Source organism: Tessaracoccus pujii, assembly GCF_054483895.1.
Genome location: NZ_CM137012.1, coordinates 2,120,511 through 2,136,519, shown reverse-complemented (window position 1 = coordinate 2,136,519; position 16,009 = coordinate 2,120,511). Strand labels below are relative to the sequence as shown.

The following is a 16,009-nucleotide window of genomic DNA, read 5'->3' as shown; positions in this document are numbered from 1 at the left end:
GCGACTACCGCAGGGGGTGCGTCGGCGACGGTGGGATCACCGGCCGTTTCGACGGCGACGCAGGCGCAGGCATGGACTCCTTCGCGTTGGGGGCCGCGGCCAACGAGTCGAGCGCGCCCGACAACAGGGATTCGGCCTCGTCGACCATGGCCGTGCTCGGTGTCCTCGCCCCCAGCACCACCGCCGCGACATCCAGCGCCGCTGTGAGCTCGCCGAACGACTCCTCCGTGTAGTCCCGCGGGTCGAGCGCTCCGGCTGCGGCAACCAACGCGGCCAGCTCGGAGGTGTCCGCCGCGACACCCGACGGCCGCCCGAGGACGACGTCGTCGATCGTGCCCCAGGCGCCACCCGGCAGCGAGGCCGCGATGGTCACCGTGACCGTCTCGCCGGACGTGACCGCCACCGAAGCGGTCTCCGCCGTGTACCACTGCTGCCACCCGTTCAGTTGGAACGCGGCGGACTCTGAGGCCCCCCCGGACGTCTCGACGGTGAGGGTCACCGACCCGGCGCCCTCGCCGTCGCCCTGGATCGATGCCGACGCGGCGAATTCGCCCGCGGCACCGGCCGTCACCGTCTGGGACAGGCTGAAGGAGTACGGCGAGCCGTACCAGAAGTGCGCCGAGCGTGACCCCGTCCGCGGCGTGTCGGTGGAGCGCACCGTGAGGCCTTGACCCGTTCTCGTCCACATCGACACGTCAGCGTCTTCGAAGCCGGGGTTGACCAGCAGGTTGACTGCGATGACGGTGAGGGTCGCGGTGACCGCGTGCCCGCCCGACGTCACCCCAGGCACCGGATAGACGCCGGGCCCCTCGATCCACGCCGCAGCCTCGGACCAGGTCACCGACTGCTCCTCCGAGGAGCCGTCGTTGAACACCACCGACACCGTCGGCGGCAGCTCGACGGGTTGCCCATCGACAACCTGGATCGACGTGCCCTCAACCGATGTGACCGCCAACGGCGCGACGGCACCCGTCTCCACGTACTCGAAGACGCTCAGCGACCCCAGCGGCCGCCCGTCGGCCGCGAACAGCGCCTGGTTCTCCCACGAGGATCCGCCGTACCACTGCCCGGCGTCGTGCGGGTCGTACTCGCCTGCGTAGCTGGTGGCCCAGCCGGAGCCATCGCGCTCCCAGAGCACGCGATTGGCCTCCCACTCGGACGCCGGACCCACCGGCAGCCAGGCCGGCTCCCAGTAGTAGACGCCGATGCCGCCCGCGTCCGAGACCGCCTGGATGACGTCGCGGACCGCGGTGGCCTGGCCCTGCACGCTCACCGGGTACGCGGTGGCCTCGCCCGCCTGGTCGATGACGTTGGTGTGCCCGTCGAGGTCCTCGAGCGTGTACGCCCACGAGGTCTCGACCACGGCGACCTCCTTGCCGTACCGCTCCCGGATGTCGCCGAGCAGCGAGGTGAGGTTGGCCAACGTGCCGTGCCAGAAGGGGTAGTAGGAGGAGGCGAACACGTCGTACTCCACCCCGCGCGCGTCGAGTGCGGCCGCGGCCCGGTCGTAGTGGCCGGCCCGCTGCGGGTCCGTGAAGTGGATGGCCACCTTCGCCTCCGGCAGCACCTCGCGCACGGCGGCGGAGCCGGCCGAGAACAGGGCCGCCATGCCGTCGAAGCCGGACACACCTGCGATCGCGCCGTTTGTCTCGTTGCCCACCTGGACCATGGTGACGTCGACCCCGGCGTCGCGGAACTCGGTCAGGGCGTCGGCGGTGAACTCGCGCAGCGCCGTCGCCTTGGCGGGGACGGACAACCCCTCCCACGCCTTCGGTGCCTGCTGCTTCGACGGGTCGGCCCAGAAGTCGGAGTAGTGGAAGTCCACCAGGACGCCCAGCCCGGCGGCCGTGGCGCGCCGGCCGATCTCCACGGCCCGGGGCACGTCGACGTTGCCGCCGCCGTAGCCGTTGCCGTCGGCGTCCCACGGGTCGTTCCAGACGCGCACGCGCACGTCGGTGACGCCGTGATCGGCCAGCACCCGGAAGAGGTCGGCCTTCTTGCCGGTGCGGGTGCGGAACACCACGCCCGACTCCTCCAGCGACAGCACCGACGAGACGTCGACACCGTTGATGAAGCCCTCAGGCAGGTTCTCAACCTTCTGGACAAAGACGTCCGCGCGGACCGGGCCGCGCTCGGCCTGGGCGGGGAGGCCCACGGCGGACAGCGCCAGGGCCGGGACAAGGAGCAGGGCGAAGGCCCGCCCCAATCGAGGAACTCTCATCTTGCACTCCGATCGTCGGTGATGGGTGAGGGGAGGGGAGGGGCTCAGACCCCGCCTCCTGCGGAGGCTGAGGATCAGCCCTTGACCGAGCCGGCGGTCAGGCCGCCGACGATGTAGCGCTGCAGCGAGAGGAACAGCGCCAGAACGGGGAGGGCGGCCAGGACGACGCCGGCGGCGAACAGCCCCCAGCGCGACGTCAGTTGATTCGACACCCACTGGTACATCCCGACAGACAACGTCCAGTTGTCCTCCGAGACGAGGATGATCTTGGCGAGGATGAAGTCGCCGAAGGCGGAGATGAAGGCGAGCAGGCCGACGACGGCGAGGATCGGCGCCACCAGCGGCATGATCAACCGCCAGAAGATCTGGGCGTGCGAGGCACCGTCCATCTTGGCCGACTCGTCGATCTCCATGGGGATGGTGTTGAAGAACCCGTACATGAGGAAGGTGTTGGCGCCCAGCGCGCCGCCGAGGTACACGCTGATCAGCGCGAGCTTCGAATTGATGCCCAGCGCCGGCACCACCTCGCCGAGGCCCAGCAGGAGCAGGAACACGGCGACGAAGGCGATGGTCTGGGGAAACATCTGCACGATCAGCAGGGCCGTCAGCGAGAAGCGGCGACCCTTGAACCGGAAGCGCGAGAACGCGTAGGCGGCCGCCGCGCCCATGAACACCGCGCCCAGAGCCGACGAGCCGGCGACGATGAGCGTGTTGAGGAACCACGTCCAGTACATGGTCTCGCCCAGCGCGGCGAAGTTGGACGGGGAGAAGGCACTGAACATGGCGCTGCTGCGGGCCAGCGAACCGCGCGGGTTGAACGACGCCGACAGCACGTAGAGCAGCGGGAACACGGCGTAGATGATGAGCACCACGGCCAGGGGGTACTTCCAGCCCACTTCGGCCACCCAGAGCTTGCGGCGCGCCTGGCGGCGGCCCTCACTGTTGCGCTCGTCGACGAAGGGCTGGGACATCACTGGAACTCCTCCAACTTGCGGGTCTGGCGGAACGCCAGCGCGGAGATGGCGCCGATCACGATGAACACGACGATGGACAGGGCGCTCGCCAGGCCGTAGTCGGCCACGCCACCCGAGACTCCGGAGATCTTGTAGATCGCGGAGATCAGGATGTCGGTGCCGCCCAGGCGGGCCTGGTTGCCCGGGAAGGCCGGCCCGCCCTCGGTGAGCATGTAGATGATGGTGAAGTTGTTGAAGCTGAACGCGAAGGACGCGATGGCCAGCGGCGCCGTCGACACCAGCAGCAGCGGCAGCGTGATGGCCGTGAATCGCCGCCACCTGCTAGCGCCGTCGATGGTCGCGGCTTCCAAAGTGTCGGCGGGCAGCGCCTGCAGGGCCCCGGTGCAGACGAGGAACCAGTAGGGGTAGCTGAGCCACACGTTGACGAAGATCACGGCCAGCCGTGCCAGCAGCGGATCCGACAGCCACCCGATGGAAGAGCCGAAGAAGAACAACTCGTTGACGACGCCGAACTCGGCGTTGAGCATGCCGCGCCACAGCAGCGCAGACATGAAGGGCCGGGAACGCGTACGGGAGGATCAGGAGAGTGCGGATCAGCTTGCGGGCGCGCAGCCGCTCGTCGTTGTAGAGGAGCGCGAACGCCAGCCCGACGGCGAAGCTCACCACCACCGAGGCGATGGCGAAGACGAACGTCCAGATCATCACCTGGAACAGGGGTGCCGCCAGCGTGGGGTCCGTGACCGCCCGCACGAAGTTGTCGAACCCGACGTTGACGTACCAGCCGGCCGGAAGGCTGGAGCCGTCGTCGCCCACGAAGCGGCCGCGGTCGTCGGGGCTGTAGACCACGCCGGTGTCGGTGTTGGTGAGCGTGCCCGCATCGGCGTCCCACCGCATGGACGACGAGTAGATGGTGCCCTTCGACCCCTCGCGGGTGCGGATCGAGCCCTCTGTGGCGTCGTCGGAGACGGGCACGCGCAGGGAGGTGACCACCCCCTGCAGCGCAGTGTCGGTGAGCAGTTGCGCCCGCGGGACGACGTCCCAACCGGGCACCAAGGCGGGCGTGCCGCCGTCGGCCGTTTCGGCGCCGTCGACCACACTCAACGGCTCGGTTTCCGTGCCCACTTTGACCTCGTCGCCATCGGTGATGGCGAAGCCCACCTGCTCGCCCTGGCGGACCACCGCGAGCGGGTAGGTGGGGGAGTCCGGCAGGCGCTTCTCGGCCTGGATGAGCGCGGCGTCGACGGCCTGCTGCATCGAGCCCGCGTGACCGGTGCCGTAGTTGGTGAACGCGACATAGCCCGTGTAGGCCAGCGTGAACACCTGGAAGATGAGGAGGAACACCAGGCCGGGCAACAGGTACTTCAGCGGCAAGGCCCGCTTGGAGAAGTACACCCAGTCCGCGAACAGCAGCAGCACCACGGAGGCGCCGAGGATCACCCAGGACTCCACCTGCCACGCGCTGAGGATCACAGAGATCCCGAAGGCGTTGACCACGCCCATGAGCAGGAGCTTGACCACGAAGCCGCCGCCCAGCCCTCGCCACGCCCTGGCGTGGGGTTCGGAGCGGGGTGGGGCGGGGTCGGTGAGTTGTTGGTCTTCGGTGACCGTCATCAGTGTTCCTCACGTTGGGGAGAGTCGAGGGGGGCGGCCCGCGGGAGGCCCGCCCCCCTCGACGGTGGACGGCTACTTGTCGAGCTCTGCCTGCAGGTTGGTGATCATCGTGTTCCAGGTGGCCACGGGCTCGGCCCCGGCGATGATCTGGGCCTCGGCCGCGTTCCAGAAGTCCCACACGGCGCCCATCTCGGGGATGTTCGGCATGGGCACGCCGTTCTGCGAGGACTCGAGGAAGCCAGCGATGATCGGGTCCGACTTGACCTCCTCGCCGATGGCCGTGAGGGCGGGGAGCCGCGGGTCGGCGTCGTAGAGCGCCTGCTGGCCCTCTTCGGTGCCGAGGTAGTTGACCAGGAAGTCCTGCGCCAGCAGCGGATTAGCGCTCTGCGAGCTCAGGTAGAAGCCCTGGACGCCGACGAACGGCCCGGCCGGCTCACCACCCGCGGACGGGATGGGGCTGACCTTCAGGTTGACGCCCTCGAAGGCCGGGATGGCCCAGGGGCCCTGGATGGTGAACGCGGCCTTGCCTGAGGAGAAGAGTTCGTTGTTGATGTCGTAGTCGACGGTGGTGCTGAGGTAGCCCTTGCCCTTCATGCCGTTGTCGTAGAGCCACTGCGCGAAGGCCTCACCCTTCTCGCCGCCCATGCCCACCTCGGAGGTGTAGGAGCCGCTCTCGTCCTGGACGAACACGGGCGCACCGAAGGAGGTCTGGAAGCCGTACATTGTGTAGCCGTCGCCGGTCTCGCCGCCGGTGTTGATGACGAACGGGCGCTCGGCGCCGGACGCCTCGCCCATCTCGATCATCTCGTCCCAGGTTGCGGGGGCGGTGTCGCCGACGAGGTCGACGTTCTGGATCAGGGCGACCGTCTCCAGTGAGTAGGGCAGCGCGTAGAGCTGGCCGTCGTAGGTCATGGCCTCGAGCGCCACGGGCTCGAACTGCGAGGCCATGTCGCCCACGTCGACGGTGTCGACGACGCCGGCGGTCACGAGCGCGCCCAGCCAGTCGTGAGCTCCGACCGTGATGTCGGGGCCCTCGCCGGTGGGGACCTGGGCGATGAAGTCGTTGCGCAGGTCCTCGAAGTTCTTCTGTACGACGGTGACGGTGGCGCCGGTGGCCTCCTCGAAGAGTTCGGCCTGGCTCTTGATGGCCTCCTCGCGCTCGGCGTCGGTCCAGATCACCAGGGTGGCGCCGTCGCCCGAGGGGGCGCTCGACTCGGGGGCGGCGCTGGTGGCCGCGGTCTCGCTGGTGGCCGGGGACGCGGTGGGGGTGGTGCCGCCCCCGCCGCTGCAGCCGGCGATGAGGGCCGCGGTGCTCAGAGCGAGCGCGGCCTTGGCGAATGTGCGCATGGTGTGGTCCTTCCTTCGGTGGTGTCAGTGCTCCGGTGTGGAGCGGGTGGTGTCCTCGGAGCGGACGACGGCGACTGCGCCGCCTTCGAGACGAAGGGTCCCGTCCGTGTGGTGTCCGGTGACGAGGTCCGTGCCGGGGAGCGGAAGCTCCGCGGCGTGGTCGTTGTGGTTGATGGCGACGGTGAAGGTGGCGCCCGCACCGTGACGGGTGACCACCTCCACGCCGTCGGGGAGGGCGGTGGGGGCCAGGCCGGCGTCGCTGTAGACGCGGCCCATCACGGCCTGGAGCGACGGCGCGTCGAGGCAGGTGCTGAGGTACCAGGCGGTGCCCGCGCCGTGCCGGTGCCGGGTGATCGCAGGCTTGCCCGCCGCGGGGCCGTCGACGTAGGTGGCCACCGCCTCCGCGCTCGTGAGGACGAGGTCCTCGGCCCACACGTCGGCGCGGAGCCGGCCATCGGGCCCGTCGAGCGTGAGCGAGTCGCCGTCGCGCAGGGGCAGGAACTCCTCCACCCAGACGCCCAGCGCCGGCTCGAGCGGCCTGAGGAATCCGCCGCGGTGGACGGCATCGTGCTCGTCGACGACGGCCGAGAAGCAGGACACCACGAGGGTGCCGCCCTGCTCGACGTAGCGGATGAGGGCGGTGGCGTCGTCGGCCCGCAGAAGATACTGCGCGGGGACCACGACGAGGCGGTAGCGCGTGAGGTCGTGGGAGGGCAGCGCGAAGTCCACCGTGATGCGGTCACGCCACAACCGCTCGTAGTAGGCGCGCACCTGCTTGCGGTGGTCCAGGCCCTCCGAGGGGCGCCATTCGAGGTCCTGCGCCCAGAAGGACTCGAAGTCCCACAGCACGGCCACCTCGGCCTCGACGCGGGAGCCCCGGATGTCGGCGATGTCTCTGAGTGTGGCGCCCAGCTCCACCACCTCGCGGAACACCCGCGATTCGGTGCCGGCATGGGGGAGCATCGCCGAGTGGAACTTCTCCTGGCCGTACCGCGCTGCCCTCCACTGGAAGAACAGCACCGCGTCGGCTCCTCGAGCGACGTGGGCCAGCGAGTTGCGGGCCATCTGGCCGGGCCGCTTGGCCACGTTGCGCGGCTGCCAGTTGACGGCCGACGTGGAGTGCTCCATCAGGATCCACGGCCTGCCGCCGGCGACCGAGCGGGTGAGATCGGCGGCCATCGCCAGCCCGATCTCGGCCTCGGGGTCCGCCGCGGTGAGGTAGTGGTCGTCGGAGACCACGTCGACTATCTTGGCCCACTCCCAGAGGTCGGTTCCCCAGTGCTGGTTGGCCATGAAGTTGGTGGTGATCGGCTGGGTGGCGTGGCGTCGGATGGCGTCGCGTTCCACCGCGAAGCACTCGCGCATCTGATTGTCGGTGAAGCGGGCGAAGTCCAGCCGCATCGTCGGGTTCACCACCGACGGCGCCGCGGCCGGAGCCCCGATGTGGTCCCAGGAGTGGTACGTCTGCCCCCAGACGGCGGTGCCCCAGGCGTCGTTGAGCGCATCAAGTGAGCCGTAGCGAGTCCGGAGCCATTCCCGCCACGCCTGCACGGAGGTGGGGGAGTAGTCCTCGCCCACCGGGGTGCCGTACTCGTTGTGGATGTGCCACAGCACGACGGCGGGGTGCTCGGCGTAGCGCTCGGCGAGCGCGCCGGCGATCCGGGCTGCCGCGTCGCGGTAGGCGGTCGACGACGGGGCGGCCATACCTCGCGAGCCGAACCCCATGACGGTGCCGTCGCGGGTGATCACCCGGGCCTCGGGATGATCGGCGAAGAACCAGGCGGGCGGTGACGCGGTGGGCGTGCCGAGGTCCACCGCGATGCCGTTGGCGTGGAGGAGGTCGAGGAGCTCGTCGAGCCAGCCGAAGTCGAACGTGCCGGATGCGGGCTCAAGCTTGGCCCACGAGAAGATGCCGACGCTGACCAGGGTGACCCCGGCGCGGCGCATGAGCGTCACGTCCTCTTCCCATACGGGGCGGGGCCACTGCTCGGGGTTGTAGTCGCCGCCATAGGCGATGCCGGCGATGGCCGGCCAAGGGGTGGTCACGTGCGTCGACACCTCGTCGTATCTCGGTTCCGGCTGGCCTCTGCCAACCTGTAAGCGCTTACAGTCTTGGCCACGCGGGCGTCGAAAAGCAAGCGAGGTCACGATTTCGTTATCAAACTGTAACCGCTTACAGTTGTGCGGCCGGCGTGGGACGGCCGTGCCGAACGGCGCTACAGTTCGATCCGTGGAGACCGTGGAACCCAGGGGCAGGCCAACGATCAACGACGTCGCGGTGGCCGCCGGCGTGTCCAGCGCCACGGTGTCGCGGGTGCTCAACGGCGGCCGCTGGGTGTCGCCGAAGGCGCGGGACGCCGTCGAGGGTGCCGTCCGGGCCACCGGTTACACGGCCAACCAGTCCGCACGGAACCTGGCCACCGGCCGGGCCAATTCGCTGGCCTTCCTCCTGGCGGAGGACACCTCGCTGCTCTTTTTAGACCCCACGTTCTCCAACCTGCTGCGCGGCGCGTCCCAGGCTCTGGCCAGACGGTCCATGACCCTGGTGCTGCTGGTGGCCGGGTCCGAGCCGGAGCGTGAGAACGCCCGCCGCTACCTCGCGTCGGGGCACGTCGACGGCGTCATGCTCATATCGTCGCACCAGTCGGACAGGCTCATCGAGTCTCTCGCCCGCGAGGGCGTGCCCACGGTGGTCTGCGGGGTGCCGCTGGGCCATGCCGACGATGTGGCCTGGGTGGCGGTGGACGAGGCCGGCTCCGCACGAGAGATGGTGCGCCATCTTCGGGCCCGGGGTCATCGCCGGATCGCCATGATCGCCGGGCCCCAGGACACCTCCGGGGGTCGGTTCCGGCTGGACGGCTTCCGCGCGGAGATGGGTCCGGACCTGCATGAGGATCTCATCGACTACGGCGACTGGGGCCTGCGTTCCGGGTTTGCGGCCATGGCGCGGATCATCGCGCGGGGGGCGCCTTTCGACGCTGTGTTCGCCGCCTCGGACGCCATGGCCGCCGGCGCCATCCGCGCGCTGCGGCAGGCAGGCTTGAGGATGCCCGACGACGTGGCTGTGGCCGGGTTCGACGATTCGGGCCTGGCGGAGGAACTGGACCCCCCGCTGACCACCATGCGCCAGCCATGGGGTGAGCTCAGCGAGCAGATGGTGACGCTGCTGCTGGAGCAGGCCCGAGGTGATGCGCCACGCCAGGTCACCCTCCCGACGACGCTCATCGTTCGCGAGAGCGCCTGACACCGCTGATCCGGTCTGTTCCTGGTCTCGGCTGGGTGGTTTGAGCCGGATCTGGATCTCGTCGTCGGTGGCAGCGGTAACAAGGGGCCGACGGGGGTTTGAGACCGACGCCAGGCTCGTCGCCCCTGCCGAGTGCCGTGTCCGGCTCATTGCCCGTCACCGAAGGCCGTGTCCGGCTCAAGCCACGTAACCACCCGTCGGCGTTCCTACGCCGAGGTGGAGTCCAGGACTCGCAACAGCGGGGCGTAGTGGTTGTCCACGGCAACCCGGTACGCGTCCAGGTCCCTTGCCTTCGCTGCGTCGAGTATCTCCCGGTGTGCGACGACCGTGTCGGCGATGTCTCGGGGCGTCGGCACACCGAGCCGCGGCGCCAGCAGGGTGTGCACGTCCCAGAATGCGGCCACCAGCTGGGCGTAGAGCTCGTTGCTGAGGATCGACGCCAGGGTGAGGTGGAACTCGCGATCCTCAGTGGCGAACGCCTCGTTACGCTCACTGTGTGCGGCCATCGCGTCGCACAGATCGCTCAGTGCTGCCGCCGCCGCATCGTCGAGGTGCTCAACCACGGCGGGCGCCAGCGCATGGTCGAGCCCGCTGCGCACCTCGACGATCTGGCGCAGGGACTCGAAATCGTGCCCCGGGAGCACCACGCCCTTGAAGGCCAGGCCGTCGACGAGCGGGCGCAGCGACATCTGCCCGACGAAGGTCCCCGTGCCGTGCCGGACCTCGAGGATGTCCAGCGCGACGAGCGTGCGCACGGCCTCGCGCAGGTTGCCCCGCGAGACGTCGAGCAGGTCCACGAGTTGCGCCTCGGTGGGGAGCGGGTCGCCCGGTAGTAGCCGCTCCGTGAGGATGAGCTCCTTCACGGCATTGATGGTCTGCCGGAGGCGCTGGGGTTCGGATCTCGCCATATGTGTCAACACCCTCTGGTGAAAAAACGCTCATGTCTATGAGCGAAGTGGGAGCGCCCTTCGATCCCATGCGCTAGTCTAGCGGACGTCAGACATCGGATGTCCGATCACCAAGGAGTTCAATGATGAATCAGGTTCCCGTCACATCGCGCTGGAGTCTTCTCAAGCTCGCCGGCAGCCTGGGCGCCGCCGCGACCCTCGCGGCCAGCCTGGCGGCCTGCGGGGCGCCGAGCGAATCGTCCACCAGCCCGACGGCCGCCCCCAGCACGGGCGACGCTTCGAGCGCGCCCGCCTCGTCGGCCGCCGACGCCGGGACCATCACCGCCGGCATCTCCTACGAGCTCGGCACCAACGGCTACGACCCCATGACCACGACGGCCGCCCTCACGGTGGCGGCGAACTGGCACACCATGGAGGGCCTCACCGAGATCCACCCCGCCACCCGCGAGGTGTACGCCGCGCTCGGCGCGGACCTGCCCACGCAGGTCGACGACACCACCTGGGAGGTCACCCTCCGCGACGGTGCCGTCTTCACCGACGGCACCCCGGTCACCACCGAGGACGTGGTCTTCTCCTTCGAGCGCGTGCTCGATCCGGCCAACACCTCGCTGTACGCCAACTTCCTCGGCTTCATGGAGGGCGTCACGGCCAAGGACGACACCACCGTCACCTTCACCACCAAGTACCCCTTCTCGCTCGTGCCCGCACGTCTCTCGGTGGTCAAGGTGGTCCCGAAGGCCGCCGTCGAGGCCGACAAGGCGGCGTTCGATCTCAACCCGATCGGCACCGGCGCCTACCGGATGACCGACAACGGCGCCAGCTCGCAGCAGGTCGTGTTCGAGCGCAACGACGCCTACACCGGCCCCTACCCGGCCCGCGCCGCCTCGATGGTGTGGCAGATCCTGCCCGATGCGGCGACCCGCACCAACGCGATCTCGTCGGGCACCGTCCAGGCGATCGACTCCGTGCCCGCCGCGGACCTCGCCACGCTCGCGCAGAGCAAGTCGGTCGCCGCCCAGCAGGGCTTCGGTCTGGTGTTCATCATGTTCAACATGGGGCTGGCCCCGATGGACGACGTCAAGAACCGTCAGGGTGTCATGTACGCGCTCGACTACGACCGCATGACCAAGGTGGGCATGGCCGACCTCGCCACGCCGTCCACCTCGTTCCTGCAGAAGGAGCACGCCTCCTATCAGGAGGCCTCGACCGTCTACGCCCTCGACGTCGAGAAGGCCAAGGCCCTCTTCGCCGAGACCGGCCTGACCTCGGTGCGCCTGCTCGCCTCGAACCACGACTTCTTCGGAGCCGTGCGGCCGATCATCAAGGAGTCCCTGGAGGCTGCCGGTCTCACCGTCAGCTACGAGGAGAAGCAGTCGTCCGACGTGTACGGCACGATCGACAGCGACCCGAACGCCTTCGACATCGTGGTGGCGCCAGGCGATCCGTCGGTCTTCGGTGACGACGCCGACCTCCTGCTGCGTTGGTGGTACAGCGGCGACGTCTGGACCGACAAGCGCATGCACTGGAAGGGCCAGGAGTCGCACACGAAGATGCAGGAGCTGCTCGACCAGGCTGTTGCGGCTTCCGGTGACGACCAGCAGGCTCTCTGGGGTCAGGCGTTCGACCTTGCCTCCGAGACCCTGCCGATGTATCCGCTGTTCCACCGCAAGACGCCCACGGCGTTCGACGCGGAGACGCTGGTCGACTTCCAGCCCATCGCGGTGACGGGCCTTTCGTTCGTGGGCGTCGGCAGCACCGCCTAGTTGCTCCCTGGTGAGGGGGTCGGCCCGGAGCCCGGCCGGCCCCCTCACTCGTCCCCCGAGCGGTTGCCACCCCCACTGAAGAGCAGGAACTGACGACGCCGTGTCCAACTTCATCCGTCTATTGCTACGTCGAGTGCTGGCGATGCCCATCATGGTCTTGGGTGCCACCCTCCTGGTGTTCCTCGTGATGTCCCTGTCGACCGCCGACCCGGCGCGTCTGGCGCTCGGCGAGTCGGCCTCCGCGGAGGCCCTCGAGAACTACCGGGAACGGTTCCGCCTCAACGACCCGCTCCTCGTCAAGTACGTGCGCTACCTCGGTGGTCTCGTCCAGGGTGACCTCGGGGAGTCGTTCACCGGTGTCCCGATCGGCGAGATGGTGGCCAGGTCGTTCCCCATCACCCTCCAACTGACGTTCATCGGCCTCTTCCTCGGCGTCGTCATCGCGCTCGTGCTGGGCATCATCGCCGCGCTGTTCCGCGACAAGTGGCCGGATCAGGCGATCCGCTTCATCTCCATCGCCTCGCTGGCCACCCCATCGTTCTGGCTGGCGCTGCTGTTCATCCAGTGGTTCGGCAACATCCCGGGGGGCGCCGGCTACTTCCCGGCAGTGATCACCGACTGGACCCACTTCACCGAGGATCCGGCCGGTTACATCAACCAGGTCACCCTCCCCGCCGTCGGCATGGCCATTCCGCTGTCGGGATCGCTCACCCGCGTGGTGCGCACCGCCATGGTGGAGGAGCTCGACCGCGACTACGTGCGCACCGCCATCGGTGCGGGCATCCCCAAGCACATCGTCGTGGGCCGGAACGTGCTGCGCAATGCGCTCATCACCCCGCTCACCGTGCTGGGCCTCCGCGTCGGCTACATGATGGGCGGCGCCGTCGTCATCGAGATGATCTTCAACATCCAAGGCATGGGCAACCTCATCTTCCAGGGCATCATGCGCAACGACGTCAACATCGTGCAGGGCGTGACGATCACGATCGCGCTTGCCTTCATCATCATCAACCTGGTGGTCGACCTCCTCTACGTGCTGGTCAACCCCCGGATCAGGAGCATCTGATGCTGTCGCCTGAGTCCAGAGAGAAGCTCCAGCAGCCGGGACTGCGGTTCGAGGGCATCCGGGCACTGCCCGTCGGCTCCAGGATCGCGCTCGTCGTGCTGACGCTGCTCGCGCTGGCCGCCGTCTTCGCGCCGCTCGTCGCCCCCTTCGGCCCCGGCGCATCCGGCCTCGTGCCCGAGGCGAAGATCGTCTACTCGGAAGTGACCATCGAGGGCGTGGGCACCCAGCTGATCCCCGACACCGCGATCCCGCCGGACGGTGAGTTCCTCTTCGGCACCGACGACCGCGGCCGCGACATCTTCTCCCGGGTCCTGTACGGCGCCCGGGTCTCGCTGCTGGTCGGCCTGGCCGCCACCGGGCTGGCGCTCGTCGTCGCCGCGGTGCTCGGATCGATCGCAGGCACTGCGCGCAAGGTCGTGTCCGAGGTGCTGATGCGCACGCTCGACATCGTGATGAGCTTCCCAGGCATCGCGCTGGCCGCCGTCATGGTGACCGCGCTGTCCTCGCGCCTCCCGATGCTGCCCGTGGTCGTCATCTCGATCGCCTTCCTCTACGTGCCGCAGCTCACCCGCGTGGTCCGGGCCAACGTCCTCGCCCAGTTCGGCGAGGACTACGTGGCCGCGTCCAAGGTGATGGGCGCGCGGACCTGGTGGATCCTGTTCAAGCACGTCGCCCGCAACTGCCTGGCCCCCATCCTCGTCTTCGCGACGGTGCTCGTGGCCGACGCCATCGTGTTCGAGGCGTCGCTGTCCTTCATCGGCACCGGCATCAGCTCGGTCAACGCCCCCACCTGGGGCAACATGCTCTCCGAAGGCAAGGCGCTGCTGCTGTCGGGCCACTGGTGGGGCACGTTCTTCCCCGGCCTGTTCATCCTCATCACGACGCTCAGCCTCAACATCCTGTCCGAGGGCCTCACGGACTCGTTCGCGTCCCCGCGCATCAAGACCCGCGTCAACGTGCAGTCCGATGAGGACAAGCTCAAGGGCGAGGTCGGCGCCGCCGGCATCGCAGCCTCGCACCTCTCGCAGGTCGAGTCCCTCAAGGCCCGGCTGAATGCGCTCAAGGTGGCGGAGGCAGCCCGCAGCGACCGGCTCGTGCTCGTCAACCCCCACGCGCAGCCGCTGCTAGAGGTCGAGCACCTCTCGATCTCGTTCCCGGGCGCGCACGGTGCCGTCAAGATCGTCGACGACGTGAGCTTCACCGTCCGCGAGGGCGAGACGATGGGGTTGGTGGGCGAGTCGGGCTGCGGCAAGTCGATCACGTCCATGGCGATCATGGGTCTACTGCCCGAGACCGCCAGGATCGAGGGGTCGGTCAGGTTCGACGGCCGCGAGCTGCTGACACTGGGCCCGAGGGACCGCAACGCACTGCGCGGCCATGAGATGAGCATGATCTACCAGGATGCGCTGAGCTCGCTCAACCCGTCGATGCTCATCCGTGCCCAGATGAGGCAGCTCACCAGGCGGGGCGGACGGCGCACGGCCGAGGAGCTGCTCGAGCTCGTCGGCCTCGACCCGGCGCGCACGCTCAAGTCCTACCCGCACGAGCTCTCGGGAGGTCAACGCCAGCGCGTGCTGATCGCCATGGCGCTCACCCGCAACCCGCGCCTGGTGATCGCCGACGAGCCCACGACGGCCCTCGACGTGACCGTGCAGGCGCAGGTGGTGGATCTGCTCAACGAGCTGCGCGAGAAGCTCGGTTTCGCCATGGTGTTCGTGTCGCACGACCTGGCCCTGGTGGCCGAGGTGGCTCACCGGATCACGGTCATGTACGCGGGGCAGGTCGTGGAGCAGGCGGCGACCACTGAGCTGCTCACCAACCCGACCCACGAATACACCCGCGGCCTGTTGGGGGCGGTGCTGTCCATCGAGTCCGGCACCGGTCGCCTGCACCAGGTGCCGGGCGTGGTGCCCAGCCCCCGCGAGTTCGTCGGCGGCGACCGGTTCGCTCCTCGCTCCTCGCACCCGCAGGCGGGACTCACCGAGAAGCCGACGCTCCGCCCCCTGCCCGGGACCGAGGACCACCTGTACGCCAGCACCGGCGAGCTCGAGGCTCTGCTGGAGAAGGAGGGCGCGCGATGAGCACCCCCGTCATCGACCTGCGCGACGTGCACGTCGTCCACAAGTCGCGCACCGGCAAGCTGTTCCGCCCTGACCGCGTGCACGCCGTCAACGGGGTGGACATCTCGGTCAGCAAGGGGGAGACCCTCGGCCTGGTGGGCGAGTCGGGCTGCGGCAAGTCCACGCTCGCCCGCGTCATGGTGGGCCTGCAACCCGTCACCTCCGGCGAGGTGTACTTCAAGGGCGAGCGCATGAAGCTCGACGGGGCCGGCAGGAAGAAGCTGGGGCGCGCCGTTTCGGTCGTATTCCAGGACCCGGCCACCGCGCTCAATCCACGCATGATCGTGCGCGACACGCTGCTCGACCCCTTCACGGTGCACGGCGTCCTGGAGCCATCCGAACGGGAGAATCGCGTCAAGGAGTTGCTCGACCTCGTGGGCCTGCCGCAGTCGGCGCTCGACGTGCTGCCCCGCCAGATCTCCGGCGGTCAGCGGCAGCGCGTAGCCATCGCCCGCGCCCTGGCGCTGGACCCCGACGTGATCATCGCCGACGAGCCGACCTCGGCCCTCGACGTGTCGGTGCGCGCGCAGGTGCTCAACCTGCTCAGCGACCTGAAGGATCAGTTGGGCCTCGGACTGGTGTTCATCAGCCACGACATCAACACCGTGCGCTACATCTCCGACCGGATGGCGGTGATGTTGGGCGGCCGGATTGTCGAGACGGGTCCGGCGGATCAGCTGTTCGCCAACCCGCAGCACGAGTACACGCGGACCCTCCTCAGCGCCGTCCCCTCCCTCCTCTGACCGACCCCGCGG

The 16,009-nt window shown here is 68.9% G+C and carries 12 protein-coding genes; 5 read left to right on the top strand and 7 right to left on the bottom strand.

Annotation, left to right across the window (positions count from 1 at the left end):
- Positions 1-4 precede the first annotated feature (4 nt).
- The 6 genes from ACX1D0_RS10380 to ACX1D0_RS10355 form a co-directional block, all read right to left on the bottom strand.
- Positions 5-2,221, bottom strand: coding sequence for a glycosyl hydrolase 53 family protein (locus ACX1D0_RS10380; protein ID WP_459017802.1), 2,217 nt, complete (start codon positions 2,219-2,221; stop codon positions 5-7).
- A 74-nt stretch (positions 2,222-2,295) separates the two neighbouring features.
- Positions 2,296-3,192 carry a sugar ABC transporter permease gene (locus ACX1D0_RS10375; protein WP_459017801.1) on the bottom strand — a complete coding sequence of 299 codons (897 nt, stop codon included), beginning with the start codon at positions 3,190-3,192 and terminating at the stop codon, positions 2,296-2,298.
- Positions 3,192-3,629, bottom strand: a complete 438-nt coding sequence (locus tag ACX1D0_RS10370) for an ABC transporter permease subunit (RefSeq protein ID WP_459017800.1) — start codon at positions 3,627-3,629, stop codon at positions 3,192-3,194. The genes ACX1D0_RS10375 and ACX1D0_RS10370 overlap by 1 nt, the downstream gene beginning before the upstream one ends.
- The gene (locus ACX1D0_RS10365; protein ID WP_459017799.1) at positions 3,517-4,806 is read right to left on the bottom strand and encodes an ABC transporter permease family protein; all 1,290 of its coding nucleotides are present in this window, start codon (positions 4,804-4,806) and stop codon (positions 3,517-3,519) included. Before ACX1D0_RS10365 ends, ACX1D0_RS10370 begins: the two co-directional genes overlap by 113 nt.
- Positions 4,807-4,878: 72 nt before the next feature.
- Positions 4,879-6,153 (bottom strand): sugar ABC transporter substrate-binding protein, encoded by a 1,275-nt coding sequence (locus tag ACX1D0_RS10360; RefSeq protein ID WP_459017798.1) that lies wholly within the window; start codon positions 6,151-6,153, stop codon positions 4,879-4,881.
- Positions 6,154-6,177: 24 nt separating this feature from the next.
- Positions 6,178-8,199: a beta-galactosidase gene (locus tag ACX1D0_RS10355; RefSeq protein WP_459017797.1), complete on the bottom strand. Its 2,022-nt coding sequence runs from the start codon at positions 8,197-8,199 to the stop codon at positions 6,178-6,180.
- Between the two features lie 184 nt (positions 8,200-8,383).
- Here ACX1D0_RS10355 and ACX1D0_RS10350 point away from each other — a divergent pair, with 184 nt between their 5' ends.
- Positions 8,384-9,397 (top strand): LacI family DNA-binding transcriptional regulator, encoded by a 1,014-nt coding sequence (locus tag ACX1D0_RS10350; protein ID WP_459017796.1) that lies wholly within the window; start codon positions 8,384-8,386, stop codon positions 9,395-9,397.
- A gap of 206 nt (positions 9,398-9,603) precedes the next feature.
- Here the strand turns inward: ACX1D0_RS10350 and ACX1D0_RS10345 are convergent, their stop codons facing one another.
- Positions 9,604-10,260, bottom strand: a complete 657-nt coding sequence (locus tag ACX1D0_RS10345; protein ID WP_459017795.1) for a FadR/GntR family transcriptional regulator — start codon at positions 10,258-10,260, stop codon at positions 9,604-9,606.
- A gap of 167 nt (positions 10,261-10,427) precedes the next feature.
- Here ACX1D0_RS10345 and ACX1D0_RS10340 point away from each other — a divergent pair, with 167 nt between their 5' ends.
- The 4 genes from ACX1D0_RS10340 to ACX1D0_RS10325 all read left to right on the top strand — a co-directional run bounded on the left by ACX1D0_RS10340 (position 10,428) and on the right by ACX1D0_RS10325 (position 15,997).
- Positions 10,428-12,068 carry an ABC transporter substrate-binding protein gene (locus ACX1D0_RS10340; protein ID WP_459017794.1) on the top strand — a complete coding sequence of 547 codons (1,641 nt, stop codon included), beginning with the start codon at positions 10,428-10,430 and terminating at the stop codon, positions 12,066-12,068.
- A gap of 100 nt (positions 12,069-12,168) precedes the next feature.
- Positions 12,169-13,134 (top strand): ABC transporter permease, encoded by a 966-nt coding sequence (locus ACX1D0_RS10335; RefSeq protein WP_459017793.1) that lies wholly within the window; start codon positions 12,169-12,171, stop codon positions 13,132-13,134.
- Positions 13,134-15,215: a dipeptide/oligopeptide/nickel ABC transporter permease/ATP-binding protein gene (locus tag ACX1D0_RS10330; protein ID WP_459017792.1), complete on the top strand. Its 2,082-nt coding sequence runs from the start codon at positions 13,134-13,136 to the stop codon at positions 15,213-15,215. Before ACX1D0_RS10335 ends, ACX1D0_RS10330 begins: the two co-directional genes overlap by 1 nt.
- Complete coding sequence (locus tag ACX1D0_RS10325) at positions 15,212-15,997, top strand: ATP-binding cassette domain-containing protein (RefSeq protein WP_459017791.1); 786 nt, start codon at positions 15,212-15,214, stop codon at positions 15,995-15,997. The genes ACX1D0_RS10330 and ACX1D0_RS10325 overlap by 4 nt, the downstream gene beginning before the upstream one ends.
- The last annotated feature ends 12 nt before the right edge of the window (positions 15,998-16,009 follow it).